The sequence below is a fragment of the Frankia gtarii genome (assembly GCF_025403375.1).
In the GTDB taxonomy this organism is placed as follows: domain Bacteria; phylum Actinomycetota; class Actinomycetes; order Frankiales; family Frankiaceae; genus Frankia; species Frankia gtarii.
Window position 1 is genome coordinate 1 of sequence record NZ_JAMPTM010000073.1, and the last position, 26,723, is coordinate 26,723.

Genomic DNA, 26,723 nt, shown 5'->3' on the forward strand with positions numbered 1-26,723 from the left:
GTGACCGGGCGGGGAGTGACTCGGCGGGGGGCGGCGCCGGACCCGCCGCACTGGCCGAGAGCGTCGAGGACGGGCCGACGCGCACCCTCGCCGCCGGTCTCGCCGCCGAGCTCGGCATCGCGGTGCACATGTCGCTGTACGAGCGGGCGGACGGCGCCGACGGGCTGGGCTTCAACACCGCCATCGTCGTCGGCCCGGACGGCGAGCTGCTCGCCCGGACCCGCAAGATGCACATCCCGGTCACCGCCGGCTACCACGAGGACCGGTACTTCCGCCCCGGGCCGGCCGGGGCGGACAGCTTCCCGGTCGTCGAGCTGCAGCAGGGCCGGTTCGGCTTCCCCACCTGCTGGGACCAGTGGTTCCCGGAGCTCGCCCGGGCCTACTCCCTCGCCGGCGCCGATGTCCTCGTGTACCCGACGGCGATCGGATCCGAGCCCGATCATCCCGGCTTCGACACCGAGCCGCTGTGGCACAGCGTGATCGTCGGCAACGGGATTGCCAACGGGACGTTCATGGTCGCGATCAACCGGATCGGGACCGAGGGCGCCCTGACCTTCTACGGCAGCTCGTTCATCAGCGACCCGTACGGCCGGGTGCTGGTCCAGGCGCCCCGCGACGTACCGGCGGTGCTGGTCGCCGATCTCGACCTCGACCAGCGCAGGGACTGGCTCACCCTGTTCCCGTTCCTCACCACCCGCCGCCCCGACGCCTACCGGGGCCTGGCCGAGCCGCGCGCGGGCAACGTCGACGGCCGCTGACCGAGGCGCGCTCGCCCGCTCGCCCGCTCGCCCGCTCGCCCGCTCGCCCGCTCGCCCGCTCGGGCACGGTGTGCCGTCTTCGACGGGTTGTAGAACTCTGGCTCGTCGAACCTCTAGAATGTCGCGGCGTGGAGGCGTCCGCCGGACCGGTAGCGCGCGGCCTGCGGGCCGGCGTGTTCGCCGCGGCGTGCGTCGCTCTCAGCGTGATCGCGCACGTCGCCGCGCATGGGTCTGCCCCGGACCCGTGGGTGCTGCTCGCGGGTCTCGTGGCGGTCGGCGCGGTCGCCGCCGCCTGTGCCGGCCCGGCACCCTCGCTGCCGCTCGTCGCCGGGCTGATGACGACCACGCAGGCCGGGTTCCATGCCGCCTTCACCGCATGGCCCGGCACCGCGCCCGTGCCCGACCTGTCGCGGCTGCTGTGCGCCGCGCCCGGCACCCACGCCGTCCACGCCGCCGCGGCGACGGCGTTGCTACGCCGCGACGGCCTGCTCGCAGGCGTCGGCGGTGCGGCGCCCCGGCCGCCGCTGATGCACGCGGCGATGACACACGGTGGTGGGATGCTCGCCATGTCCGGCGCCCACCTGCTGGTCGCGGTGCTGACCGGGTGGTGGCTGCGGCGGGTCGACACGGCCGTCGGCGTCGCCGGCGCCCTCGTCGGGATGCTGGCCCACGGTCTGCGCAGGCTGTTCGGTCCGCGGGCCGTCGCGGTCCCGCCGCCACCGGCCGTCCGCCGCCGGATCGCCGCCGCGGTGCCGCCCGCCGGTCGGCGGGGCTGGGCCGGGCTGCGCCACAGCGTCGTGCGCCGCGGCCCCCCGCGGCCGGCCTGACCCGAGCGCCGACGTCCCCGCCATCCGGGCCGGCGTCTCGCCTGCCTGCCCGCGTCCCGCGCGGGACCTCGCATCCGCGCGACCTTGTCTGCGCGCCGCATCGGCGCGCCGCATCCGCGCGCCATATCCGTGCGCCATATCCGTGCGTCCTGGAAGCCACCGCGTCGTCGGCAGCTCGCCCGGCGGTGCGCTCCCAGGAGCCGTGCCCACACATCATGGAGTTCCCATGCCAGTCGGAGTACCGCTCCGCTTCATCCCCCGAGGGGCCAGGGCCGCGTCGGCGCTGACCGCCGTCGGGCTCGCCGCCACGGTCGCGTTGGGGGCGTGTTCCAGCGGCGGGTCCGCGGGAACCGGTGGCGCCGCAGTGATCGTCGGTGGCGCCGCGACGGCCGGACCGGGGGTGCGCGGCACGACGCTCGGCGCGCCGATCGACCTACCCGACCTGCACCTGACCGACACCGCCGGCCGTCCGTACGACCTGCGCGCCCATGCTCCGGGACGGGTCACCCTGCTGTTCTTCGGCTACACCCACTGTCCGGACGTCTGCCCCACCACGATGGCGGATCTGGCGGCTGCCCTCACCCAGGTCTCGTCGGACGTCCGCCGGCAAACGTCGGTGGTCTTCGTGACCTCGGATCCGCAGCGGGACACCCCGCCGGTGATCCGACACTGGCTCGACTCCTTCGACAGCGGCTTCGTCGGACTCACCGGGGAGCTGACGACCATCGACGCGGCCGCCCGTTCGGTCGGGGTCCCGCTGGAGCCGCCGCGCCGCCAGGCCGACGGGAGCTGGATCGTCGACCACGGCGCCCAGGTCCTCGCCTTCGGCCCGGACCGGCGGGCGCGGACTGTCTACACGGCGGGTACCCCGGTGGCCGACTACGCCCACGACCTGCCGCTGCTGCTGAGGAGCACCGCGTGAGCGGCGGCGAGACGCCGAGCGGGGCCGGGCCGGGCGAGCCGCCCGCCGGCCCGGCCACCGCGGCCGCGGATCACCGCCTCGGGCTGCACCGGCGTCGGGTACTCGCCGGCGCCGGTCTGTTCGGTCTCGGCGCCGGCGCCGGCGCCGGGGCGACCTTGGGGACGCAGGGGCTGCTCCCCGAGCGGGCCGACCCCGTCGCCGCGGCTCGCCGGGCGGCGCTGGCTCCCGTGGTGGGCGACGGCCGTCATCAGCCGGGCATCGCCGAGCGTGCCCCCGCCCAGCTGGTGTTCACCGCCTACGACCTGACGGCGACCGATCCGGCGGCGGCCCGGGCGGCGCTCGGCGCGGTGCTGCGGGCGTGGACGGACGGCGGCCGGGCGCTGATGCGCGGCGCGGCTCAGTCCGGCGTTCTCCAGTCCGGCGTTTCCCAGGCCAGCGTTCTCCAGGCCGGGATGGGCCGGGAGGCCGCGGGCCTGGGGCCGGCGGGGCTGACGGTGACGGTGGGGATCGGTGCGTCGGCGCTGCGCCGGAGCGGGCTCGACGCGCGGATCCCCGGGGCGCTTGCCGACATCCCGGCGCTGCCAGGCGATCGGCTGGAGGCGGCCCGCGGCGGCGGGGACCTCGCCGTCCAGGTCTGCGCCGAGGATCCCATGGTCGCGTTCGCCGCGGCGCGGCAGCTCGGCAGGCTCGCCGCCGGCCGGGTCCGGCCCCGCTGGGCGCAGCGCGGGTTCCACCGCACCGCGGCCGCCGCCACCGACCCGACGGCCACCCCGCGCAACCTGATGGGTCAGCTCGACGGCACGAACAACCCGCGGCCGGGCTCGGCCCAGTTCGACCTCGCCGTGTGGGCCGCCGGGGGCCCCGACTGGATGCGCGGCGGGACCTACCTGGTGTGCCGTCGGATCCGGATGCTGCTGGACAGCTGGGAGCGGCTGACCGAGGACGCCCGCGGCGAGGTCGTCGGGCGCCGGATCAACGACGGGGCGCCGCTGTCCGCCCCGTCCGCGGCCGATGGGGGCGGCGAGGACACGGCGGCGGACTTCGCCGCCCGCGGCCCGGACGGCCGGCCCCTGATCGCCGAGAACGCCCACGTCCGCCTGTCCAACCCGCAGTTCCACGGCGGGATCGCCATGTTCCGTCGCGGCTACTCCTACGACGACGGCCTCGACGCCGCCGGGGAGCCCGACGCCGGGCTGTTCTTCCTGGCATTCCAGGCCGATCCGCGCACGTCGTTCGTCCCGGTGCAACGCACCCTCGCGGCCTCCGACGCGCTGAACACGTTCATCCGGCACACGTCCAGTGCGCTGTTCGCCGTCCCGCCGACCGCGCCGGCCGACGGCTACCTCGGCCAGCGACTCGTCGAGGAGGTGTGAGACGGCCCAGCGTGGCTCGCGACGGCTCAGCGCTAGGCGGTCAGGGACGCCAGTGCGTGGGCGTACCGCTTCGCGCAGTACGGCGCGGGATGGATGAAGTCGACGATGCACCGGTGGCCGTCGAGCTCAGTGTTGAAGGCCATCGCCGGATGGATCGCCCGCGCCGCCCGCTCCGAGTAGCGCACCCGGCCCCCGGACTCGTCGGCGAGCTCCCGGTACAGGTCGTTGAGCCGCGCGCTGCCCAGCATCCAGCCTGGCAGTCGGGAGGCCGGCGTCGTCCAGTCGACCTGGCCGGATGTGCTGTTGAACGAGGACGGTACGGCCGCCGCCAGCACGATCCGGGTCACTCCATGGCGCAGGTACCAGTCGATCTGCGCGGTCAGCTCGGTCCGGTAGGCGGCGACGAGCTGGGTGCCGACGAGGCCGCCGGGGTTGTTGCCGTTCCAGTTCAGCACCACGGTCCGCGGTCGGCCCGCCGCCGCCAGATCGTCGGAGATCAACGGCGAGGATGCGTCGGCGTAGACGCCGGGGTCGAGCCCCGGGAAGCCGACGAGATGCACCGGGCCGGTGTCGGTGGCCCGGGCGGCCACCGTGACCAGAGAGTCGCCGACCACCAGGGCGGGTTGTCGGGGTCCGCCGCCGCCGTCCGGCCGACCGGCGCCGAGGAACGCCGCGACCACGAGCGCGGCCAGCACGACGAGGGTCAGCCACGACCTGGCCCCGCCGCGGGCGGTTTCCGGCGCGGGCGGGAAAGGCCGACGCGGCCGGGAATTTGACTCCAACCGCGGATGAGACGAACCGCCGTGCGCGGATCGGCGGGGATTCGGCGAAATCTTGGGACCTTCTTTCCGTCCGGGGCGTCGGCGGTCGTTGCCAGCATGTTTCCCTTTTCGATTACCCCGGAGCGTCTCGATAAACCGGTTGACCGTGTGCGCAACACCGCCCGCCGTCGCTCATCGGGAGGAGGGTCCCGAAGAGCCGGAATCCGTTGATAAACGCCCGCGCGGCGCCGGTTCGGCGGAAAGGGGCCCGCTCAGCGGGGGGAGCGGCTGCGCTGGGCGTTCAGCGTCGCCACCGTCGGGACGAGATCGCCGATCGTGGTGAAATCGGTCGCGAGGAACGTCGGGGTGAGCCCGGCCTGTTCACAGCGGCGCAGATGGGCGAGGAGGGCGGGTTCCCGGTTGACCGTGTCGGCGTAGGTTCGGCCCGGATCGTCTCCGTCCACCCAGTGGTTGACCAGCAGTATCTGCGCGGTGCGCGAGCCGCGCCCCACCCGGCAGGTGAACCACGTCGGGGAGGGCACGTCGAACGGGGTGTCCGCCCCATACCGGAAGAACCGCCGGTACCAGCTCTTCGGGACGTCGGCGTTCTCGGCGAAGACCACCAGCCGGCGGTCGGTCGCCACCAGGTGCCCCAGGGTCGGCCAGCGTCCATGCGGATCCGCGGGCGGCGTCACGATCCGGTGCACCAGCCCGACCCGGCGGAAGGCGGCGATCACCTCCCCTGGCGGCACGGAGTCCTGCAGGATCAGCGTCACGACCTCGGACGGGTTGCGCGCCAGCCACTCGTCGACCGAGTGCAGGGCCGTGTCCAGGGACAACGAGCCGAGCTGGCACACGCTGTGGCACAGCCACAGGCCGGGTCGGGTGGAGCGGGCGCCCCGGACCAGTGGCTCCAGCGCGTCGCGTTCCCGCGGGCGCAGGCGTGCCAAAAAGGTCTCCACCTGCATCGGCGTCGTCCAGTGCTGCACGTCGAGCAGCAGCGCCCGCACGCCGGTGTCCAGCTGGCCGACGAGGTCCGGGTCCTGCGTCGCCCCGACGAAGTCGTCGGCGCTGGAGGCCATCGCGTTGTGGCTGGCGGCGTACACCGCCTTGTCGTAGCGCAGGGCGCACAGGTCCCGGCTGCCGTTGCAGCTCGTCGCCTCCCCGCCGAACGGCGCCGGCGTCGCCAGCGACGAGGAGCTCAGCAGCACCGCCGCGGACAGCGCCAGCACCACCGAGCGCCGGCGGCTGAACGGCCGCCGTCGGCGCCGCACGAGCAGGCCGACGAGCCCGAGCAGGCACCCGGCCAGCACCACCCCCGCGGCCACCTGTTCCCACACGGTGCGGATCCGGTCGATCATGGTTCCCTGCAGGTCGTGCAGCAGGTCCCGCACCCGCAGGGGCAGGGTCGGGTTGGCGCCGACGATGCCCGCGGTCGGGTCGCCGACCAGGGTGGGCAGCAGCAGCCCGAGCAGCAGCGCGGTGGCCCCGCCGACCACCATGCCCCCGGCGACCAGCAGCAGCGTGTCGCTGCGCCCCCAGCGAGCGTGCTGTGCGGCGAGCAGGACCGCCAGCACGGCCATGGCCGCGAGCAGCGCCCCCAGGGTGGCCGTGCCCCAGCGGCCCAGCTCGTGGAGCGCGTGCAGCAGGCCCACGCCGGCCGACTCGTGCGCGCGGGCCAGCGGGGCGCCCAGGTCGAGCTGGTCACCGGCCAACCGCCGGCGCAGGTCCGTCAGGGCCGTCTCGTCGCCCTGGAACAGCATGGGCCCGACCACGGCGAGCGCGGCGGGTACCTTTCCCTGCCGCAGCAGTCCGCCGACCCGGTCGCCGACCCGGGCCCGCTCGGCGGCCGGGAGCCGGGCCAGCAGCACCGAGCCGATCTGGTCGGCCTGTTCGTCGGTCAGGTCCATCGTCGGGATCCCGGCGGGACGGCGTCCCTGCGCCATCTGGTCGAGGCCGCCGACCAGGATGCCGGTGACGGCGGCGACGTCATGGGCCTGGAAGGTCGGCGTGCCCGAAATCTGCCCGGCCAGGTAGATGGTGGCGAGCTTCGCGATCGCCGCGAACATCGGGCGCAGGTCGACGCTGAGCGTCAACGTCGGCCGCTGGCCGCCGAGATAGCCCGAAATCTGCGCGCTGAGGGTGTTCACGGCGCCGCGCACCGCCGGGGCCGGTGCGACGAGGCGCAGGTTGTCGACGACGACGCCCGCGGGGACGGGCAGCCCGGCGAGCAGGTCCCGGGTTACCCCGGCGACGGCGGGGTCGGCCAGCACCTCGTCATAGAGCCGGCGGTAGACGTCGGTGTCGTCCACGGCCTGCCGGTAGTAGTCGGCACGCTGGACGGTCAGGTTGGTCGTCAGCGCCACGACCGCCGCCGGCCAGCACAGCAGCGCGGCGATCAGGGCGAGGACGATCCCTGCCCGCGCGCGGCGCCTGGCTGCGGGCAGGACATCGAGGCGGCGCACCGTCGGGACATGCCCGGTCGGGATCGCCCCGATGCCGCCACGGCACCGGGGTCACACTTCGCATCTCATCGGTGGGTCAACCGGCCACCCCGGCCGGCTACCCCCGGCTGGCTACCGCTCGACCTGGGCCTTCAGGTCGTACAGCGCGGATTCGACCAGCTTGTCCTCCGCCTTGCGACGCAGCAGGCCGGGGATCGGCACCTTCAGCTCGACCGTCAGGTCGTAGGTCACCTCGGTGCTGCCGTCGCCGAGGTCGGTCAGCGTGTAGCTGCCGTCCAGCGTGCGCACCCGGTCCGACTCGAGCATCGTCCAGGTGACGGAGGTCGGACCGGCCCAGTCGTAGACGAGGGTGTAGTCCTCCTTGCCAAAGGTCGTCTTCGCCTGGAAACGGGCCTTCGCCGGCAGGCCGGCCGGCGTGGTCTCGATGACCTCCGCCGAGGTGAGCGCATCCGACCAGTCGGGGTAGCGGCTGATGTCGGCGACGACGGCGAGCACTGCCGCGGGCTGTGCCTTGATGACGATGGTGGACGAGACGTGATCGGCCATAATGGCAGGTCCTCCACATATTCCGGGTACGTACGGGATTCGGCGGCAACCGTTTGTGGCAGCACGGCCGATCTTTCCTGACGCGAAACGGAACGTATAAGAACCTGATGTAGCGGTAAACATAAAACACCCGAACGTGTGGAGTTGCGACCGGCCTCGGGTGTCCGACCGGTCACGCGCGTAAAGGCGGCTTTGGCGCGGTGGCCACGGATAACCGTCGCGGCCGTGTTCCGCCGGCCCGGCGGTGCCGTTCCGCCGGCCCGGCGGTGCCGTTCCGCCGGGCCGAGGGTAAGAATTGGGCAGGTGTTTACTGCGGGTCGTAGGCGAGGTTGGGGCGCAGCCAGCGCTCGACGTCACCGACGCCGAGGCCGCGCCGACGGGCGTAGTCGGCGACCTGGTCCCGGCCGATGCGCCCGACCGTGAAGTACTTCGATTCCGGATGGGCGAAGATGATCCCGCTGACGGCCGACGCCGGGGTCATCGCGAACGACTCGGTCAGACCCAGGCCGACCTGGCCGGCGTCGAGCAGGTCGAACAGCGCCTGCTTCTCGCTGTGGTCGGGGCTGGCCGGGTAGCCGAGCGCCGGGCGGATGCCGCGGAAGCGCTCCGCATGCAGGTCCGCGAGGTTCGGCTCGGCGTCCGGTTCGAACCACTCCCGGCGCGCTGCGAGGTGGATGTACTCGGCGAACGCCTCCGCGAGCCGGTCCGCGAGCGCCTTCGCCATGATCGACCGATAGTCGTCCTGGCGGGCCTCGAACTCGGCGGCGAGCTTGTCCGCGCCGTGGATGGCCACGGCGAAGCCGCCGAGATGGTCGCCGTCGGGCGCGACGTAGTCGGCGAGGCTGCGGTTCGGCCGGCCGGCGGGCTTGGTCGTCTGCTGGCGCAGCATCGGCAGCCGCAGCCGCCCGTCGCGGGCGCCCGCCACCGCACCGGCCTCGATCACCAGGTCGTCGCCGTCGGCGTGGGCGGGCCAGAAGCCGTAAACGCCCTTCGCCTGCAGGCTGCCGTCCTTGATGATCTGGTCAAGCAGCACGTTCGCCTCGTCGTACAGCTCGCGGGCGACCGGCTGGTCAAGGATCGCGGGGAACTTGCCCTTCAGCTCCCAGGCGAGGAAGAAGAACTGCCAGTCGATCATCTCGCGCAGCGCGGCGAGGTCCGGGGTGACGACGCGGCGTCCGGTGAAGGCGGGGACGGGCAGCTCGTCGAAGGACACCTGCTCCCGGTTGGCCCGTGCCTGCTCCAGGCCGAGCAGCGGCTGCGCCCGGCGGTTTTCGTGCTGCTCGCGCAGCTTGGCCTGCTCGGCCCGGTTGCGGGTGTCGAGCTGCTTGGCCCGGTCGGCGTCGAGCAGGTCCGAGACCACCCCGACGACACGGGAGGCGTCGATCACGTGGACGGTGGTCGACTCGTAGGCGGGGGCGATGCGCACCGCGGTGTGCTGGCGCGAGGTGGTGGCGCCGCCGATGAGCAGCGGCAGGTTCAGCCCACGGCGCTGCATCTCGGCGGCGACCGCGACCATCTCGTCCAGCGACGGCGTGATCAGGCCGGACAGGCCGACCGCGTCCGCGCCCTCGGCGACGGCGGTGTCGAGGATGACCTTGGCGGGGACCATCACGCCGAGGTCGATCACCTCGTAGTTGTTGCAGCCGAGGACGACGCCGACGATGTTCTTGCCGATGTCGTGCACGTCGCCCTTGACGGTGGCGAGCACGACCCTGCCGTTGCCGCTGCGGGCCGCCGGGGCGTTGCCCGCCAGCGCCGCCTGCGCCTTCTCGGCCTCCATGTACGGCTCCAGGTAGGCCACCGAGCGCTTCATCACCCGCGCGCTCTTGACCACCTGCGGCAGGAACATCTTGCCGGCACCGAACAGGTCGCCGACGATCTTCATACCGTCCATCAGGGGGCCCTCGATCACGTCGAGGGGGCGGGTGGCCTGCGCCCGCGCCTCTTCCGTGTCGGCCTCGATGAAGTCGACGATGCCGTGCACGAGCGCGTGCGAGAGCCGCTGCGCGACCGGCGCCTCCCGCCAGGCCAGGTCCACCACCCGCTGGGTGCCCCTGCCGTTGACCGTCTCGGCGAAGGCGACGAGCCGGTCGGTGGCGTCGGAGCGCCGGTCGAACAGCACGTCCTCGACAAGTTCGAGCAGCTCGGCGGGGATGTCGGCATAGACGGCGAGCTGACCGGCGTTGACGATGCCCATGTCGAGTCCGGCGCGCACCGCGTGGAGCAGGAACGCCGAGTGCATCGCCTCGCGGACGATGTCGTTGCCGCGGAAGGAGAACGACAGGTTCGAGATGCCGCCGCTGATCCGCACCCCCGGGCAGCGCTGCTTGATCAGCGGCAGCGCGTCGAGGAACGCCTTGGCGTAGCCGTTGTGCTCGGCGATACCGGTGGCCACGGCGAGCACGTTCGGGTCGAAGATGATGTCGGTGGCCGGGAAACCGATCTGCTGCGTGAGCAGGTCGTAGGCGCGTCCGCAGATCGCCACCTTGCGCTCGGTGGTGTCCGCCTGGCCCAACTCGTCGAAGGCCATGACGACGGCGCCGGCGCCGAAGTCGCGGATGCGCCGGGCGTGGTCGAGGAAGACCTCCTCGCCCTCCTTGAGACTGATCGAGTTGACCACGCCCTTGCCCTGCACGCAGCGCAGCCCGGCCTCCAGCACGCTCCACCGCGAGCTGTCGATCATGATCGGCAGGCGGGCGGCCTCCGGCTCGGTGGCCAGCAGGTTCAGGAACGTCGTCATCGCCTGCTCGCTGTCGAGCAGATCGGCGTCCATGTTGACGTCGAGCAGGTTCGCCCCGCCGCGCACCTGCTCCAAGGCGACGTCGACGGCGGCCTGGTAGTTGTCGGCCTCGATGAGGCGGCGGAAACGCGCCGAGCCGGTCACGTTGGTCCGCTCGCCGATCATGACGAAGCCGGTGTCCTCGCCGATCTCGAACGGCTCCAGGCCGCTGAACCGGGTCCGCGGCGCGGGCGCCGGCACCTGCCGCGGCGCCGCCCCCTGCACGGCGGCGGCGATCTGAGCGATGTGCGCCGGCGTCGTCCCGCAGCAGCCGCCGACGATGTTGACCATCCCGGCGGCGGCGAACTCGCCGATCAGCCGGCCGGCCTCCGCCGGGGTCTGGTCGTAGCCGCCGAAGGCGTTGGGCAGCCCGGCGTTCGGATGGCAGGCGGTGTAGGTGCCGGCGATGCGCGACAGCGCCTCCACATGGGGGCGCATCTCCTCGGCGCCCAGCGAGCAGTTCACGCCGACGACCAGCGGGTTCGCGTGGGCGATGGAGCTCCAGAACGCCTCCACCGTCTGCCCCGACAGGGTCCGCCCGGACAGGTCGACGATTGTCACCGAGATCCACAGCGGTAGCTGCGGGGCGACCTCGCGGGCCGCGGCGATCGCGGCCTTCGCGTTCAGCGTGTCGAAGATCGTCTCGATGAGCAGCAGGTCGACCCCGCCGTCGGCGAGTGCCTGGATCTGCTCGGCGTAGGCGGCGCGGACCTGGTCGAAGGTCACCGCCCGGTAGGCCGGATCCTCCACCCGCGGGGACAGCGACAGAGTCACGTTCAGCGGGCCGATGGAACCGGCGACGAACCGCCCGCCCGCCTCGTCCGCGGCCTGCCGGGCGAGCTGAGCGCCGCGCAGGTTCATCTCCCGGACCAGCGACTCCAGGCCGTAGTCGGCCTGCCCGATGCTCGTCGCGGTGAACGTGTTCGTGGTCGTGATGTCCGCGCCCGCGGCCAGGTACTGCCGGTGCACGTCGAGGATGACGTCCGGGCGGGTCAGGTTGAGCAGGTCCGGGTCGCCGGCGACATCCTTGGGATGGTCACGCAGCGAGTCGAGCTGGTAGTCCGCCGGGGTGAGGCCGGCGTTCTGCAGCATCGTGCCCCAGGCGCCGTCCAGGACGACCACCCGCCGCGCCAGCAGCTCCCGCAGCGCGGCCGCGCTGTCATGGGTGCGGGGGCGACCCGCCACCTCACCGACCGACGTGATTCCAGCCATGAGACACCTCCCTGTCGTGGGAGGCGCCCTTACCGATCGGTACGGGCCGAGCGTGGCGGACCTGGGTCCGTTGCAGCGCCTCTCGACCTGACATCGACGATACCGTGCCATCATGATCACTTCGCGCGGGCTCGGGTACCCTAGTCCGCCCGTACCTCCACCAGATGGGTGTCGGTGTTGAACTCGGCGAGCACGAGGCGGTCGCCATCCCGGGAGAACCGAGTGATCCCGGCGTTGCGAATCCCGCCCTCGGCGGCGATCCGACCCAGCTCGTCGTTGGACAGATCCTCGATGAGCTGGCGCAGCATGACCACGACCGCGTCGTGCGCGACGACGAGAACCCGCCGGTCGGCGTGCTCGCGGTTCAGATCGGCCAGCAGCGAACCGAGGCGCAGGGCGATGTCCGCGAAGTTCTCCCCGCCCGGCGGGCGGTAGTCCCACTGCCCGACCGTGCGGCGGCGCTCGGCCTCGGCGGGAAAGCGGGCATCGATCGCCGCCCGGGTCATCAGCTCGAACCGGCCCATCAACCGGTCCACCAGCCGGTCGTCGAACGTCGGCGCCGGCAGGGCCAGCCCGGCGGCGGCCGCGGCCTCGGCAGCGATCGCGTAGGTCCGCCGGGCCCGCAGGTAGGGAGAGCAGACGACGACCTCGGGGGGCCGCACGATCGGCGGGTCGGCGGCCAGCGCCCGGCCGAGCGCCGCGGCCTGCGCGACCCCCAGCGCCGTCAGCTCGACGTCGGCGTCGCGGCCCGTCACCCCCGCGTCGATGCGCCCCGCCGCCCGCGCCGCCACGAACGCGACGTTCGCGACGCTCTGCCCGTGCCGTACCGCCGTCAGCTCGGCGACCAGACCGTCGTCCACACCCACACCCACACCCACCCCCGCCTCGGCACCCTGACCTGCACGACCATCCCACAGCACGCCGGCCAGGCGGTCCGGATCGTCCGCCTTCACCCCGAGGGGGCCGGACCCGCCCGGCGGAGCTGGCGTTCCATGACGGCGGTCAGCAGCACATCGGCCGGTCCCGGACCCTGCCTCGGGCCCGGGGCGCGGACGGTCAGCGCGACCAGTCGCTGAGGGCTTCCAGGTGGCGCCGCATCCGATGCCGGGCGAGTCCGCGGTCGCCGGCGATGATGGCGTCGATGATTCCCCGGTGCGCGGTCCGGGCGTCGCACACGGGCTGACCGCACCCGCCGGTCGCCGGTTCGCCCGCGTCGGCCGTGGGGGCCGCGTCGGCCGCGCTGGCCGCGCTGGCGGGGCGGGCGCCGTCGTCGTGCCGCCGCCAGATGGCCGTCAGCACCCGGACGAACGAGGCCAGTGCCTCGTTGCCGGTCAGCCGGGCCAGCTCCATGTGCAGGTGGTGCCCGGCGTCGGGAGGGCCGCCGGGCGACTCGCCGGCGTCGGCGGCGAGCAGCGTCTCGAGCCGGGCGGTGAGCTCGGGGCCACGGCGTTCGATGAGAACGTCGACGCAGCTCAACTCCAGTGCGTCGCGCACGATCCGCAGGTCGTCGACGCTGGCCTGGCTGTACTCCAGGTACAGCGCGGTCGCCTCGACGGTCGCCGCCGGGTCCGGCTCGGTGATGACCAGGCCGCCGCCGGGACCGCGACGCATCTGCGCCACCGAGTGATATTCGAGCAGCCGGACGGCCTCGCGCAGCACCGCCCGGCTCACCCCGTAGCGGGCGAGCAGCTCGCTTTCCGAACCGATGACCACCCCGACGGGAACGCCGTCGCGGGCCACGTCGTCGCGGATGCGACCCGCGACCGTCTCGGCGAGCTTGCCCGGCACCACCGTCGTACCCGGACCCGCCCCCAGGCCCGGTTCGCGCAGCCAGCTGAGCTGCCCGCCCGTGCCCGCACTCCCGTCCGTGCCCGCACTCCCGTCCGTTCCCTCGCTCGCGCCCTCGCCCGTGCCCGCGCCCGTGCCGTCGCCGGTGGGCGGCGCGGTCATCCACTCGTGCATGGCCTCCAGGTGCACCGCCGCAAGGTGCTGGGCGCGGGCGGCGTCTCCGCCGATCACGGCCTCGGCGATGGCTGCGTGGTTGCGGTGCACCTCCTCGGAGACCTGGGCCTGCCGGGCCGGGGAGGCGCTGCGGCGGGTCGTGGCGTACCGGTGGGCGGCATACCGAAAAGTCAGGGAGTTGAGCACGTCGACGAACAGCACCAGCACCGGGTTGCCGGTGGCCGCCGCGATCGCGTGGTGAAGCTGGTGGTGGGAGCCGAACTCGGTCGGGTCCGCCGTCTCCTGCCGGGAGATGATCTCGCGCAGGGCGCGGATGCCGTCCTCGGTGATCCGCGCGGGGGCCAGGGCGGCGGCCAGCGACTCGATGATGAACCGTGCGCGCAGGATCGACTCGATGGTGACCCCGACGTACTCGAGGTAGACACCGAGTGCGGTCGTCACCGCCACCTCGTCCGGCGCGCGGACGATGAGCCCGCCGGACGGCCCCCGGCGCATCGTCGCCACCTGGTGGTGCTCGACGATCCGCACGGCCTCCCGGAACACCGCCCGGCTGACCTTGTACCGCTCGATCAGTGTCGGCTCGGAGCCGATGACCGCACCGACCGGCCAGCCCGCGCGGACGATGTCGTCCTCGATCCGCCAGGCGACCTGCGCGGCGAGCTTGCCGCGGGCCTCGCCCCGCGGGGGATGCCGGACACTGATGGCCGGGCCGCGCGCCGACTCCACGAGCCTGTCCGTGGAGGGCATCGCCGTCGGCCTCCTCCCCGGAATGTGGCATGGCACGGGATCGCGCGGCACCGAACCGGGCCGGCCCCGGTCGGCGGGGTCAGCGAGCGGAACGGGCATCTCGCCCGGCCTGCCGTCGTACATGCTCGGATGTCCAAGGATATGCGCGCCGGGACACACCCGGGAGTGCTCTCCGAAACGTGCCGGCCGCGCTGGGTAGCCCGAACGGGGGTGCCCGCGACATCGCCCGCGGCTGAGGCACCGAGGGTCCACCTGCGGCTCGACGCCAGACCCGGCGGCCGGCGGCCGCCGGCCGGCGTTGGTGGACGACTTCCCGGACGGAGGAACCGAGTACCCGATTGCCCGCGTCTGGCAGGGCGCCCGCATCCAGACGATCTACGGCGGCGCGAACGAGATCATGAAGGAGATCATCGGCCGCGAGCTCGCCGCCGATGGCTGACCCGCTCGCTGCACCCCACGCACCGCACTCCGGGCACGCCCCCGCAGCCACGCCGTCTGCCCATGCCCCCACACCCGTCCGGCGTGTCGTGCCCGGGTAGCGGATGGCGAGTGCTTGGGTGCCGGGAACGTTGGGCAAGAATCCACCTCCCCTGACGGTTCCGCTGCTCCCGCAGTCGTGTAGCATGACCTCCAGATCCTGACGGACCGCATCCCACGGGCCGCTCGGGACGAAAACTGAAGATCGCTGTAAGAGCATGGTCCCGTGGTGAAGTCTGGAGTTCACGCCGCCCTGTCAAGGCGGAGGTCGCGGGTTCGAATCCCGTCGGGACCGCGTTCGTATGGCCGGAAGCTCCTTCCGGCTCCTACGATTCCGTACAACCCGGGGCAGGTAGCTCAGTCGGTACGAGCGTCCGCCTGAAAAGCGGAAGGTCGGCGGTTCGACCCCGCCCCTGCCCACCACCTCTGATCAGGCCTTTTGTCTCTCCATGGAGATCGACGCGGGGGGCCGTTACGGGCTGGTGTGGAACCGTGCCACGGCCACCCAGTAGAGCACGCGGAAGCCCCGAACCATGCGGGCTGGCGGCGTACAGTCGGCGGCATGAAGCGGATGGTCCAGATCTCATACGAGCTGGAGCAGACCGAGGACGGCACCTGGGCGGCCCATGCGTCGTTCCCCAGCGGTGGCGCGCACGGGCTCGGTGACACTCCTGAGGACGCTGTCGCGGATCTCTACGAGGCCGTCAGTCTGGTCATCGAGGAGTTCGGTGTTCCACCGGTCCTGACGATCGTGCAGGACGTCGCCTGATGCCACCACTTCCCGTGCTGCCCGGCGGGGAGGTCGTCAAGGTCCGCGAGAAGCTCGGCTTCGAGATGATCCGCATCAAAGGCAGTCACCACATGATGAGGAACGCCGAGGGTCGCTTCACAGTCGTACCAGTTCATCCTGGCCGTGACCTCCCGGTCGGGACACTGCGTCGGATCATTCGTGACACGGGGCTGTCGATCGAGGAGTTCGTCGCCATGCTTTGATCTGCGGCCCGTCGGCCGGAGGTGTAGCAGCGGGTGTAGCAACGTCGACGATCAAGTAGGTACTTCGGCGGTGCTCCACGGACGAAAACACACGGGTACGGACGCTGGAAATACGGTCGATTCGGCCTGAAAAACGGAAGGTCGGCGGTTCGACCCCGCCCCTGCCCACTCGATTTCTGATCCTTCCCGCTCGCCGCCTTTGGGGCGGCTTCGCTGGTGGGATCTTGTCATGTTTGCCGGGGGGTCGAGCCCGCTAAACCCCCCGCATGGCCGTGGCGTCGGTGGGCTTGGTGGCCGTTGGGCCCTGTCGGGGTTTCGAATATCGGTGGTGACTGGGTCCGGGAGTCGTGTTGCGTTTCGGCTTCCGATGCACCTTGGGGTGCGGTGATCATAGTCCACTTGTCGGATTTTGCCGGCCGTGTTTTCCCGAAGCTGCAGCGAGCAACCGAGTACCGGGTGCTGAAGGCTACTGGTCCGGCCCGACGACGGCCGGCCCTCGGGCCATCGCCTCTGTCGCCGTGGTAGCCATGGTGGTCTCCTCTCGCACTGATCGGCCCTACCCGCGCTTGAGGTCTCGTTCTGCCCAGGGCGCGGTGCACGAACCGCGATCCTCCGGACCTGGTACTGGCCGTGCGTCAGGAACCCGATTTCTGGCTTTGTGTGCGTTGGTTTCATTCGTCGATTATCCGAGCCCGCTCGGATCTCTTCTCGATGAACGGGGAACCCGCACGGATTTGCGGGCTGGTCTCGCGGCAGCCTGGGCGATTAGATCGGCTTCTGGAATCCCAGGGGTTCCTCAGGTCACGAGGATGCCGCCTGTACCTGGTCCGGCACCGGGATGGACCATGCGGTAGTGGGGGACGGTACCTGGGCGGCCCAGGCGTCGTTCCTTAGCGATGGCGAGCACGGGGGCTCGGTGACACTCCCGAGGACGCCGTGACCGATCTCTATGAGGTCGTCAGTCTGGTCATCGAGGAGTTCGGTGTTCCGCCGGTCCTGACGGATCGTGCAGGACGTCGCCTGATGCCACCACTTCCCGCGCTGCCCGGCGGGGAGGTGGCCAAGGTCCTTGAGAAGCTCGGCTGCGAGGTGGCCCGCACCACATGATGAGGAACGCTGAGGGTCGCTTCACGGTCGCGCCTGTTCACCCGGGGCGTGACATCTCGGTCGGGACACTGCGTCGGATCATCCGTGACACGGGGCTGTCGATCGAGGAGTTCGTCGCCGCTCTTTGGCTCGCGGCTCGCTGGCCGGAGGTGCCGCAGCGAGTGTAGCCAACGTTGGCAGTCAAGCATGTACTTCGGCGGTTGTCCAGACACGGAAGCATACGTCTACGGACGCTGGAAGCACGGTCGATTCCGCCCGAAAAGCAGAAGATCGACGGCTCGGCCTCGGCCCCGCCCACTCGATCCTGGCTCTGCCTACCCGCCGCCTCGGGGCTGCTTCGCCGGCGGGATCCCGGTAGTATTCGTCCCGGTATCCGACTCCGCTGACCCGAGGAGGAACGATCCGGCGTGCCAGGTTCACGGCGAAATCCTGTGGTGGTCAACTTTCGTGCTCACGAGCTGAACACGGGCAGCGAGGAGGGGGCACGGAGCGATTTCGAGGTGATGATCGCCCAGCTTGTGGATGCCCTGCACCCCGGCGCTCGGCGGATAAGCCCCAACCCGGGGGACGGCGGCATCGACGTCTTTCTCGGCCGGCTCGACGACCGGATCGTCGTCTGGCAGTCGAAGTACTTCATGCCGCGGGTCGGGCGGAGCCATCGTCGCCAGATCACGGAATCCTTTGCTTCGGCGCAGAAGAATGCCCGCGCGTTCGGCTATCGGATCGACAAGTGGATACTGTGCGTTCCCAGCTCCATGGATCATCCCACCACGCTGTGGTGGGACGACTGGAAAAGCGCCCAGCATGCCGAGACGTCCACGAAGATCTGTATCTGGGACGAGACCGGGCTCCGGAGCCGGCTCACCCGGCCGGAGGCGGCCGCGGTGGTTGCGGCGTTCTACCCGCCGCGCGGTGGGGCACCGCAGCCGCCTGCCGAGGCGGAGGGCGAAATCGTCGTCCCGTCCACGGATCTCGGGCCAGGCGCGTCGGCGCCCCACGGTCCAGCCGATCAGCACCCCCGCGGCGGTGAGACGATCCGGATCGCCGGCCGCACCTGCCTGCTGCAGGGCGATCCGCAGCAGTGGCGGGGCGGCGACGCCTGGGTGCTGCGGACAGGAGCTGCCACGGTCATGGCCACGCCGCCGAGCCCGGCCCGGTTCCGTCAGGTACTGATCCGGCGTCCGGACCCGGACGCGGATGCCCACGCGGAGGCGATCGAGACCCAGCTACGCCTGCTCGATCGGGTCGGCGGCCGGCGCGGCCTGCCCCGGCTGCTCGAGGGCCGGGTGAGCTCGACGGAGGCCGCCGTCCTCTCGGCCCGCCCGGCGGGCCGGACCTGGCGGGAGGTGTTCGGCCCGGTGGCCCCGGCCCGGGCCCGCCCGCTGGACCGGGTGACCGCCGTCGGTCTGCTGACCGTCGCCGAGCGGTTGGCTGATGTCCTGGCCGGGTTGCACGATGCCGGGCACACCCATCGGGCCCTGACACCGGACGGGGTGGTTCTTCCCGATCCGACCGATCCGAGGGGCACCCCCGCCCTGCGTGACCTCGGCCTGGCCGGCGTCCGCCGTCGTCCCGGGGAGGGACCCGCCGAGTACCGCGCACCGGAGCAGGAGCGTCTCGGGTTCCATGGCGCCGAGGTTGGATTCCGTACCGACGTTCACCGGCTGGCCGCGATGACCTACCACTGTCTGACGGGACGGCCGCCGGCCCGCGGGCTGCCCGCACCGCTGCGCGCATTCGGGTTCGACGTGCCGGCCGAACTGGACGAGGTTCTGCTCGCCTCCGTCGACCCCGATCCAGACCGGCGCCCCGCCCGGCCGGGCCTGCTCATCCCGGCGCTGCGCGCCGGCATCGACCGCCTCGCTCGGGCCGGGCACTGATGGCCACAGCCCCGATCACCCTGGCTGGCGGGATCGCGCTCGCCCCGAGCGCGCGGCTGACCGAAACGCTGGCCAGCGCCCGCGTCCAGGGCAACGAGGACCTCGACCCCGAACGCTTCGTCGACCAGCTCCGGCGGATGTCCGGCACCGGCGTCCCGGCCCGACTGGAAACGGGCCGGGACAACTCGACGACGCTTCGGATCTACACCGACACCCACGTGGCGCTGCTACGCCCGACGAACCGCGACGACGGATACATCCTGACCCACGTCGCCCGATGGGGTTTCCGGGACCACCGGAGTCTCGCCCAGGGTTTTCTGCGCGTTCACTGCCCACAGTGGTTTCTCTATCCGCATGTCAGATACATCGGGGCTGGTTACCGCAGCTATTCCGGAGCTCTTCGCGAGGCCTGGGCGGCGCTGGCGACGTCGGCGGCGTCGTCCGCCCGGATGCCCGCTCGGCACCTGGACTATCTCGACACGGTCGAGCGGATCATCATGCGGACCCGGGACCTTGAACGGGAACGGCTCGCCGCCACGCCGATTCTGTACCGGGCGCGGCGGGCGACCCGTGAACAGCGGTACTCCGCCCGCGGCGTGTACGAGTTTCGGTTGGTCGAGGCGTGCCAGGTCGCCGAGGGCACGCAGGTTCAGGTCAACGACGACCGGGAGCTACGCGGCACGATCCTGCGCGGCGAGAACCTCGACGTGACGGTTCGGTTCGACGGCGTTCCCGACTTCTCCCGCATCCCGGCGCAGGGCGCGCTGGAGGTTCTTCCGAGCGATGTCGTCTACAGGGCTCAGCTGGGCGCGGTGGCCGCCCTGCGGGACGAGGAGGCGACCAATCCCCGCCTGCTGGCGACCTTGGCGGAGCACCGTGTCCTGCGACCATCCCAACCCGATCGGTCGGCGATCCCGAGCCGCTCGCTGGACGGCGGCCAGCTCGACGCCTACCAGCGCGCGCTGGGAGAGCCGGATCTGCTGCTCGTGCTCGGCCCCCCGGGCACCGGGAAGACCTGGACCATCACCGAGATCGCCGTCGCCGAGGCCACGGCCGTCCGGGTCGACGCCGAGCGCCCGCGCCGGATCCTGGTCACCTCGCAGAGCAACCGAGCCGTCGACAACGTCCTGGGAGGCCTGGCCGCACAGCTGCGGTGCGTGCGGGTCGGCAACCCGGAGGCGCTGACCGGTCCGGCCCGCGAGCTCACCGCCGAGGTCCAGGTGGAGGAGCTGAAGGACAACCTGCTGCGGTACACGGAACCGATCATGTCCGCGCTGGAGCCGTTCGCCGGGGTGGGGGACGTCAACGACCAGCTGGCACTGCTGCGCACGCATATCGGCGCCGCGCAGCAGGCCGACGCGGTCCTCCGGAGTCGGGATGCCGAGCTGGACGACATCTCCCGGCGGGTCCGAGCCCCGCTCGAACCACAGATCGCGGCGGCCCGGACCGCGGTCGAACGGCTGGAGAAGGCGGCGGCGAGGCGGCAGGAACGTCTCACCCGGGCCCGGCTCCGCCACGAGAAGACGGCCGGCCGGAGCGCTCCCGGCTGGTGGGCGGCGGTCCACCGGCGCGGTGTCGCCCGACGCCTGCGGGCCCTGCGGGCCGCGCAGGTCCGGGTCGATGCGGCGGAGCAGGAGCTCGCCGCGGCCCGGTCCGATCGCGACGGCGTACTGGAACGGGTCACGCTGCTCGTCGCCCAGGACGGCGTCGGTGGCCGGCTGCTGGCGGAGCGGGAGTACGCCTGGGGGCACCGTGAACGCGAGCTCACCCAGGCGGCGCGGGCCGCGGAGCCGCTGCGTGCGGGGCTGGAGCTGGCGGGCTGTGGCCCCGGCTTCCCCGACGTCGAGGCCGCCGACGTCGAGGCCGACGTCGAGGCCGCCGACGTCGCCGGCTGGGAGCGGCGCGAGCAAAGCCTGCTCGACACCGTCGGTCTCGCCCGCACCCGCGCGTCCCTGCTGGCCGAATGGCGGGGGCGGGTTCCCACCGCGGACGAGGAGCTCAAGCACGAACTTGTCGGCTACGCCGACGTCATCGCCGCGACCTGCATCGGCGTCTCGACGAAGAAGCTGCTGAGCGGGCTGTCCTTCGACCTCGCCATCGTCGACGAGGCGGGTCAGATCGCCCTGCCCGACCTGCTCGTCCCCCTGGTCCGGGCCCGCCGGGCGGTGCTCGTCGGCGATCATCATCAGCTTCCCCCGTACCTGGACAGTGAGGTCGCCCGGTGGGCAGAGGGGCTCGTGCCAGGCGCGGAACTGTCCGCCCCGGTTGTCACCGAGACCCGGGACATCGTCGGGCGCAGCGAGTTCGAGCGGCTCTTCGAGCGGATCGGGACGGAGCACGGGGTGACCCTGACGACCCAACGTCGCATGCCCGAGACGGTCGCGGCGTTCATCTCGCATTCCTTCTACGGCGGCGTGCTCACCACCGACCATCCTGGGACCGGGCCCGATCCGCTGTTCACCAGTCCGTTGGCGTTTGTGGACACCTCCGACCGGCCGCCCCGGGAACGGCAGGAGAGCCGCGCCGGCGCGAACGGTGGCATCAGTAACAGGCTGGAGGCGAATCTCATCGCCGCCCTGGTCGCCCGCCACGCCGATCACTACCGCGACTGGGCGGTGATCGTTCCGTATCGGGATCAGGTCCAGCTCCTGCGGCGCACACTCGTCCGGCGACTGGGCGGGCCCGGGAACGTTGAGGACAACATCGGCACCGTGGATGCGTTCCAGGGCAACGAACGAGATCTGATCATCTATGGTTTCACCCGCAGTAACCGGGCCGGTTCGGTCGGATTCCTGAGCGAACTGCGCCGCCTCAACGTCGCGATGAGCCGAACGCGGCGGCAGCTCGTGCTCGTCGGAGATCTGGACACGCTCAGCAGCTCCACCGACGCCGGCTTCGCGAAGCTCATCGTGGAGCTGAGAACGGCCCTGTCGACGGTCGGGGATCTGCGCGGCTCCCGTGAGATCGAGGCGCGGCTGCGCGGTGCCGTCGAGGACCCGGGGTGACCCGTCCCCCGGCCGGCACCGCCCCGGCCGGCACCGCCCCGGCCAGCACCGCCCCGGCGGGCGGCGCCGGCGACTGGCTGCTGTTTCCCGCCTTCCGGGCCCTCGAGCTGACCATGGCGATGCCGGAGATCCGTCCGCTGCGGATCTTCTCGGTGCGCTGGCCGCTGTGGCAGGTGGAGGTCCAGGCCACGTTCGAGGACAGCCAACCCTTCGATGTCGTCGACCACTATCTGTTGCGGGGGGTCGTCGAAGGCCGGTTGCACAGAGAAGACGAGCTCGCCCGCTTCTTCGGGCTGTCCGGATCGCTCGTGGCCCGTGGGATCGAGCATCTCGTCCACATCGGTCATCTCCAGCGCGACGGCCGCGACGCGCGGGTGCTGCGGCCCACCGATCTGGGCGGCGCCTCGGTCCGCGACGGGGTTCGTTACGTGCTGAAGGAGAGCCGCCAGCTGCTGCTTTTCGACGCCTTCACCCACCGTCCGTTCCCGCGGGCGTACTACGACGGCTCGGTGCGGATCGTGGCGGCCGGGGAGCGGAACCCGGGTGACAGCCGTAATCGGTTCCGACCGCTGACGTCGCTGCGGTCGTTCGAGTTCGACGCGGTGCGGGCGGTTGGCGCGCGGCCGGACCGGGACCGGTTCAACGTGCCGCGCCGCCTGCGGAACCTGCATCCGGTGAGCAACGCCGCCGCCTGGCTCCCGGCCCACCTTGTCCTGGCCGACGGGGCGACGGTGCTGGCGTTCACCCAGGCCGCCCAGGACCGAGACCGGTTCGTCGAGGAGCTGTGCGGCCACGCGCCGCAGGTGGTGCACGCCCTCGCGGACGAGCGCGGCGCCGAGCCACGTCAGATCTGGGTGGAGTGGCTGCGCGCTGCGGGGCTGGGCCAGGCGGTGCTGACCAACCTGCCGAACGGGGTATGGCGGGCGACCCTGCCGGCCCAGATGTTCGGCCCAACGGCGCGGCAGCCGTATTACCGGCTTGGATCCTTCCAGGTGAAGGACACCTACTTTCTGCAGCTGTGGTGTGACGACGAGCGGACACGGGCGACGGCCGTGCGCAGCCGTGCACTGGCGATCTCTCGCCGGTACGGGCTCGGCCGCGCCGAGCTGGAGGACTCGGTCGCCACCGTGGCGAACCTGCTGGAGGTGCTGGTCCCCACCTTCGACGAGCTGCTCGAGTACGCCGCGGAGTCGGGCACTCCCGCGCAGCTTCGGGCGCTGGAGGCACTGCGATAGTCCATGTGCCGCAACTCCACGTGCCGCAACTCCACGCGGTGAGGCGGTCGCAGTCCGATGACAGCTGGATTGTGAATTGGGTTCACAGTCGCTACACTCTCCCTGGATGTCTGGTTGGTCGGGGATGTGCGGGTGTCCGTCGTCGGCGGGTCACCGCAGGCGCGAGGGGTGACTCGGTGGCCTGCCAGAATGATCGGGCTGTCCATGAGGGGGATGAGGATGCCGGGTTCGACCGCGGAGCCTGCAACTACGGAACGTGCGCCCTCTCGTCACGGCGCACTGTCGGCAGGGGCGAGGTTGCCCGGCATCGGGGCACTGGTCGAGGTGCGTGGGCAGAAGTGGGTGGTCGCGCAGACCGACACCCAGGCCGTGTCGGATGGTGAGGGAGCGCGGCACGGTTCGGGGCCGGCCGTGCCGAGTTCCCTCGTCACCCTGCAGAGCGTCGAGGACGGTCGGTACGGGCAGACGATCGAGGTGATCTGGGAGGTCGAACCGGGCCGGCGCATCCTGCCCAGCGGCTCCCTGCCCGAGGTGACCCGAGGCGGCTTCGACTCACCGGAACGGCTCGCCGCCTTCCTCGACGCCATTCGCTGGTCGGCGGTGACCTCGGCGGACGCCCGTCGGCTGCAGGCTCCGTTCCGCTCGGGGGTGGCGGTCGAGGACTACCAGCTCGAGCCGGTGGCCCGGGCGCTGGAGGCGCCGCGGGTCAACCTGCTGCTCGCCGACGACGTCGGCCTGGGCAAGACGATCGAGGCGGGGCTGGTCGCCGAGGAACTGCTGCTGCGTCACCGGGCCCGGCGGATCATGATTGTCTGCCCGGCAGGGCTTACCCTGAAGTGGCGCGACGAGATGGCCGAGAAGTTCGGCCGCGAGTTCACCGTCATCGACGCGGAGCGGTGCGCCGCGGTCCGCCGCTCGCACGGCAGCGCGGCCAATCCGTTCGAGGTCTATCCGCTCACGATCGTCAGCCTTCCCTGGCTGCGCGGCCCGAAGGCGCAGCGGCTGCTCGACGAGGTGCTGCCCGGTGACGGCCAGCCGACCTATCCGCGCACGTTCGACCTGCTCATCCTCGACGAGGCGCATCACGTCGCCCCCGCCGCGCCGAAGCAGGTCTACGCGGTCGACTCCCAGCAGACGAAGCTGATCCGCCGGCTCGCCCCGCATTTCACCCACCGGCTGTTCCTGTCCGCGACCCCGCACAACGGCTACCTGGCGTCGTTCACCGCCCTGCTGGAGATCCTCGACGACCAGCGGTTCGCCCGCGGGGTGGCACCGGACCGCAAGGCGGTCGAGGAGGTGGTCGTCCGTCGGCTGAAGGGCGGCATCGAGAACGCGGACGGTTCGCCGCGGTTCGCCTCGCGCCGCTCCATCGACATGCCGGTGGTCTATCCCGACAGCGAGCGGGAGATCCACGGCCTGCTCAAGGAGTTCTCCGCGCTGCGTCGGGTCCGGCTGAACACCGAACGCGGCCGGAAGGCGACGGACCTGGTGACGCTGCTGCTGAAGAAGCGGCTGTTCTCCTCCCCGGCCGCGTTCGCGCACACCGTCGCCGTCTACCGGGAGACCCTCGCGGCGCGGCAGGGGCGGCCGGCCCGCGCGGGTTCCGTCGGCGGTTCGCACGGCTCTGGTGGGTCTGGTGGGTCTGGTGGTTCCGGCGGGTCTGGTGGTTCCGGCGGGTTCGGCGGGTTCGACGACCTCGACGACGTGCCGGAGTGGCTGGAGGACTACTTCAACGACGTCGCGACCCTCGACGACACCCAGCTAGCCGAGGCCGAGGATGACGCGCTGGGCCGGGTCCGCCCGATGCAGCCGGATCCCACCGACTCGGAGAGCGCGCTGCTGGAGCGGATGCAGCGCTGGGGGGACGCCCACGAGGCCGAGCCGGACGCGAAGGCCCGCGCCCTGCTCGACTACCTGGCCGCGGTCTGCCGCCCGGACGGGAAGCACTGGCTGAACGAGCGGGTCGTCGTGTTCACCGAGTACCGCGACACCCAGATCTGGCTCGCCGGCCTGCTGCGCCAGGAGGGGCTCGGCGGTCAGCGTCTCGGCCTGCTGCACGGCGGCCTGCCCACCGACGAGCGCGAGCAGCTCCGGCTGGCCTTCCAGGCCGACCCGAGCGAGCATCCGGTGCGGATCCTGCTCGCCACCGACGCGGCCAGCGAGGGCATCGACCTGCAGAACCACTGCCACCGGCTGGTGAACTACGACATCCCGTTCAACCCGAACAAGCTGGAGCAGCGCATCGGCCGGATCGACCGGTACGGCCAGCGCCACTCTCCGGAGATCCGCCACTTCGTCGGCTCCGGGTGGAGCGGCGCGGTCGACTCCTACGAGGCCGACCTGGAGTTCCTGTCCCGGGTGGTGAAGAAGGTCGCGCAGATGAAGGCCGACCTCGGGGCCGTGAACGCGGTGCTGTCCGAGCGGGTGCAGCGCCGGATGCTCGGCGAGCGGGTCGCCGACCCGGCCGACCTCGACGTCACGATTGACGCGGCGGCCGCGAAGGACGAGGCGGTCCCGGTCGCCGAGAACGTCCGGGAGCAGGTGCGCCGGCTGCGCGCCACCCTGGACGACACGGTTCGCGATCTCGGTATCACCCCGCAGGCTGTGCAGCGGGTGGTGAGCACGGCGTTGGACCTCGCCCGCCAGCAGCGGCTGACGCCGCACATCGACGAGCGCGGCGACCTGTTCGGCGAGGCCAGCACCGCTCACTTCCCTGGTGCGCCGGACGGTGATCCGGGCAACGGGATGTTCGACGTGCCGACGCTGACCGGCTCGTGGGCGCGCGCCTCGGCCGGGCTGACCGAGAAGCTGCACCGCGACGGCGCCCCGCCGCGCCAACTGCCCATCACGTTCGACGCGGCGGTGGTGCGGGGCTGCGACGACGTCGTGCTCGCCCACCTGGGCCACCGGCTGGTGGACATGTCCACGCGGCTGCTGCGCGGCGCCGTCTCCAACGCCGACATCGGCCTGCACCGGGTGACCGCCGTGCAGACCGACGATCCGCGCTGCGAGGAGGTGCTCGTCGGCGCGTTCTCCCGGTTCGTGCTGGTCGGCGCGGACGGGGTGCGGCTGCACGAGGAGGTGTTGCAGGCCGGCGGCTGGCTGCCGGCGGCCGGCCGGTTCCGCCGGTTGGAGAACCTCACCGTCCTCGGGGAGATCGTCTCCTCGGCGCTCGCCGCCGGCCGTCCCGTCACGAAGGAGACCCAGGAACGGCTCGCCGAGCGCTGGCCGGCCGCGCGTGAGGGCGTGCTCTCCGCCCTGAACTGGCGGACGAGGACCCGTCAGGAGTCGCTGACCCGCATCCTGGCCCAGCGTCAGAGCGCTGAGGAGACCCGGATCACCGCGATCCTGGACCAGTTCGCGAGCACCCTCCGCTCGGCGTTGGCGAGTCCCGAGAACGAGGAGGGCGTCCTGTTCAGCCGGGCCGAGATCGCCAGGAGCCGGGAGGAGCTGGCCCAGTTCCGCAAGGACCGGCAGTCCTGGGAGGACCGCCTGCACCGGCTGGAACAGGAACGGCAACGGGAGCTCGATGTGATCGCCGGCCGCTACCGTGACCCGCAGCAGCACCAGTTCCCGGTCGCGGTGGTCCTGGTCGTGCCGGCGCGGGAGGCAGGACGATGAGCGCGGGAACGACGGGTGCGGGGACGGCGAGCCGCGGCCGCGGTGGTTCCGGG

General features: G+C 72.0%; 18 protein-coding genes, 3 tRNA genes and 1 pseudogene. 16 read left to right on the forward strand and 6 right to left on the reverse strand.

Annotation, left to right across the window (positions count from 1 at the left end; translation table 11 throughout):
• The 4 genes from NBZ83_RS13160 to NBZ83_RS13175 all read left to right on the forward strand — a co-directional run.
• Positions 1 to 758, forward strand: a 758-nt coding sequence (locus tag NBZ83_RS13160) for a nitrilase-related carbon-nitrogen hydrolase (protein ID WP_261575031.1), incomplete at its 5' end; no start/stop codon positions are given.
• A 128-nt stretch (positions 759 to 886) separates the two neighbouring features.
• On the forward strand, positions 887 to 1,585 hold the full coding sequence (locus NBZ83_RS13165) for a hypothetical protein (RefSeq protein WP_261565184.1): 699 nt from the start codon (positions 887 to 889) through the stop codon (positions 1,583 to 1,585).
• Between the two features lie 226 nt (positions 1,586 to 1,811).
• Positions 1,812 to 2,507 (forward strand): SCO family protein, encoded by a 696-nt coding sequence (locus tag NBZ83_RS13170; protein ID WP_261575032.1) that lies wholly within the window; start codon positions 1,812 to 1,814, stop codon positions 2,505 to 2,507.
• The gene (locus tag NBZ83_RS13175) at positions 2,504 to 3,880 is read left to right on the forward strand and encodes a Dyp-type peroxidase (protein WP_261575033.1); all 1,377 of its coding nucleotides are present in this window, start codon (positions 2,504 to 2,506) and stop codon (positions 3,878 to 3,880) included. Before NBZ83_RS13170 ends, NBZ83_RS13175 begins: the two co-directional genes overlap by 4 nt.
• A gap of 32 nt (positions 3,881 to 3,912) precedes the next feature.
• Here the strand turns inward: NBZ83_RS13175 and NBZ83_RS13180 are convergent, their stop codons facing one another.
• The 6 genes from NBZ83_RS13180 to NBZ83_RS13205 all read right to left on the reverse strand — a co-directional run bounded on the left by NBZ83_RS13180 (position 3,913) and on the right by NBZ83_RS13205 (position 14,352).
• Positions 3,913 to 4,662, reverse strand: coding sequence for a hypothetical protein (locus NBZ83_RS13180; protein WP_261575035.1), 750 nt, complete (start codon positions 4,660 to 4,662; stop codon positions 3,913 to 3,915).
• A gap of 251 nt (positions 4,663 to 4,913) precedes the next feature.
• A complete protein-coding gene (locus tag NBZ83_RS13185; protein WP_261565188.1) occupies positions 4,914 to 7,106 on the reverse strand; it encodes a phosphoinositide-specific phospholipase C-related protein in 2,193 nt (730 codons plus the stop codon).
• 111 nt (positions 7,107 to 7,217) lie between these two features.
• On the reverse strand, positions 7,218 to 7,652 hold the full coding sequence (locus tag NBZ83_RS13190) for an SRPBCC family protein (RefSeq protein WP_261565189.1): 435 nt from the start codon (positions 7,650 to 7,652) through the stop codon (positions 7,218 to 7,220).
• Positions 7,653 to 7,959: 307 nt separating this feature from the next.
• Complete coding sequence (gene metH, locus NBZ83_RS13195) at positions 7,960 to 11,643, reverse strand: methionine synthase (RefSeq protein ID WP_261575036.1); 3,684 nt, start codon at positions 11,641 to 11,643, stop codon at positions 7,960 to 7,962.
• 140 nt (positions 11,644 to 11,783) lie between these two features.
• Entirely contained in the window at positions 11,784 to 12,503 is a 720-nt protein-coding gene (locus NBZ83_RS13200; RefSeq protein WP_261575037.1) for a histidine phosphatase family protein, read from the reverse strand.
• 196 nt (positions 12,504 to 12,699) lie between these two features.
• On the reverse strand, positions 12,700 to 14,352 hold the full coding sequence (locus tag NBZ83_RS13205) for a FadR/GntR family transcriptional regulator (RefSeq protein WP_261575038.1): 1,653 nt from the start codon (positions 14,350 to 14,352) through the stop codon (positions 12,700 to 12,702).
• A 325-nt stretch (positions 14,353 to 14,677) separates the two neighbouring features.
• Between NBZ83_RS13205 and NBZ83_RS13210 the strand changes: the two are divergent.
• The 12 genes and pseudogenes from NBZ83_RS13210 to drmD form a co-directional block, all read left to right on the forward strand.
• Positions 14,678 to 14,791, forward strand: a pseudogene (locus tag NBZ83_RS13210) (acyl-CoA dehydrogenase family protein); the annotation flags it as partial.
• Between the two features lie 258 nt (positions 14,792 to 15,049).
• Positions 15,050 to 15,124, forward strand: a tRNA-Asp gene (locus NBZ83_RS13215).
• A gap of 51 nt (positions 15,125 to 15,175) precedes the next feature.
• A tRNA-Phe gene (locus NBZ83_RS13220) sits at positions 15,176 to 15,252 on the forward strand.
• 148 nt (positions 15,253 to 15,400) lie between these two features.
• Entirely contained in the window at positions 15,401 to 15,598 is a 198-nt protein-coding gene (locus NBZ83_RS13225; protein ID WP_261565193.1) for a type II toxin-antitoxin system HicB family antitoxin, read from the forward strand.
• The gene (locus NBZ83_RS13230; protein ID WP_261575039.1) at positions 15,598 to 15,822 is read left to right on the forward strand and encodes a type II toxin-antitoxin system HicA family toxin; all 225 of its coding nucleotides are present in this window, start codon (positions 15,598 to 15,600) and stop codon (positions 15,820 to 15,822) included. Before NBZ83_RS13225 ends, NBZ83_RS13230 begins: the two co-directional genes overlap by 1 nt.
• 106 nt (positions 15,823 to 15,928) lie before the next feature.
• Positions 15,929 to 15,990: transfer RNA gene (locus NBZ83_RS13235), tRNA-OTHER, on the forward strand.
• Positions 15,991 to 16,758: 768 nt separating this feature from the next.
• Positions 16,759 to 16,929: a type II toxin-antitoxin system HicA family toxin gene (locus NBZ83_RS13240; RefSeq protein WP_261565195.1), complete on the forward strand. Its 171-nt coding sequence runs from the start codon at positions 16,759 to 16,761 to the stop codon at positions 16,927 to 16,929.
• Entirely contained in the window at positions 16,929 to 17,096 is a 168-nt protein-coding gene (locus NBZ83_RS13245; protein WP_261565241.1) for a type II toxin-antitoxin system HicA family toxin, read from the forward strand. Before NBZ83_RS13240 ends, NBZ83_RS13245 begins: the two co-directional genes overlap by 1 nt.
• Before the next feature lie 267 nt (positions 17,097 to 17,363).
• Positions 17,364 to 18,809 (forward strand): protein kinase family protein, encoded by a 1,446-nt coding sequence (locus NBZ83_RS13250; protein ID WP_261575041.1) that lies wholly within the window; start codon positions 17,364 to 17,366, stop codon positions 18,807 to 18,809.
• Positions 18,809 to 21,814 carry a DEAD/DEAH box helicase gene (locus NBZ83_RS13255; RefSeq protein ID WP_261575042.1) on the forward strand — a complete coding sequence of 1,002 codons (3,006 nt, stop codon included), beginning with the start codon at positions 18,809 to 18,811 and terminating at the stop codon, positions 21,812 to 21,814. Before NBZ83_RS13250 ends, NBZ83_RS13255 begins: the two co-directional genes overlap by 1 nt.
• Positions 21,811 to 23,049, forward strand: a complete 1,239-nt coding sequence (locus NBZ83_RS13260) for a hypothetical protein (protein WP_261575043.1) — start codon at positions 21,811 to 21,813, stop codon at positions 23,047 to 23,049. The genes NBZ83_RS13255 and NBZ83_RS13260 overlap by 4 nt, the downstream gene beginning before the upstream one ends.
• A gap of 219 nt (positions 23,050 to 23,268) precedes the next feature.
• Positions 23,269 to 26,670 carry a DISARM system SNF2-like helicase DrmD gene (gene drmD, locus NBZ83_RS13265; RefSeq protein ID WP_368861846.1) on the forward strand — a complete coding sequence of 1,134 codons (3,402 nt, stop codon included), beginning with the start codon at positions 23,269 to 23,271 and terminating at the stop codon, positions 26,668 to 26,670.
• The last annotated feature ends 53 nt before the right edge of the window (positions 26,671 to 26,723 follow it).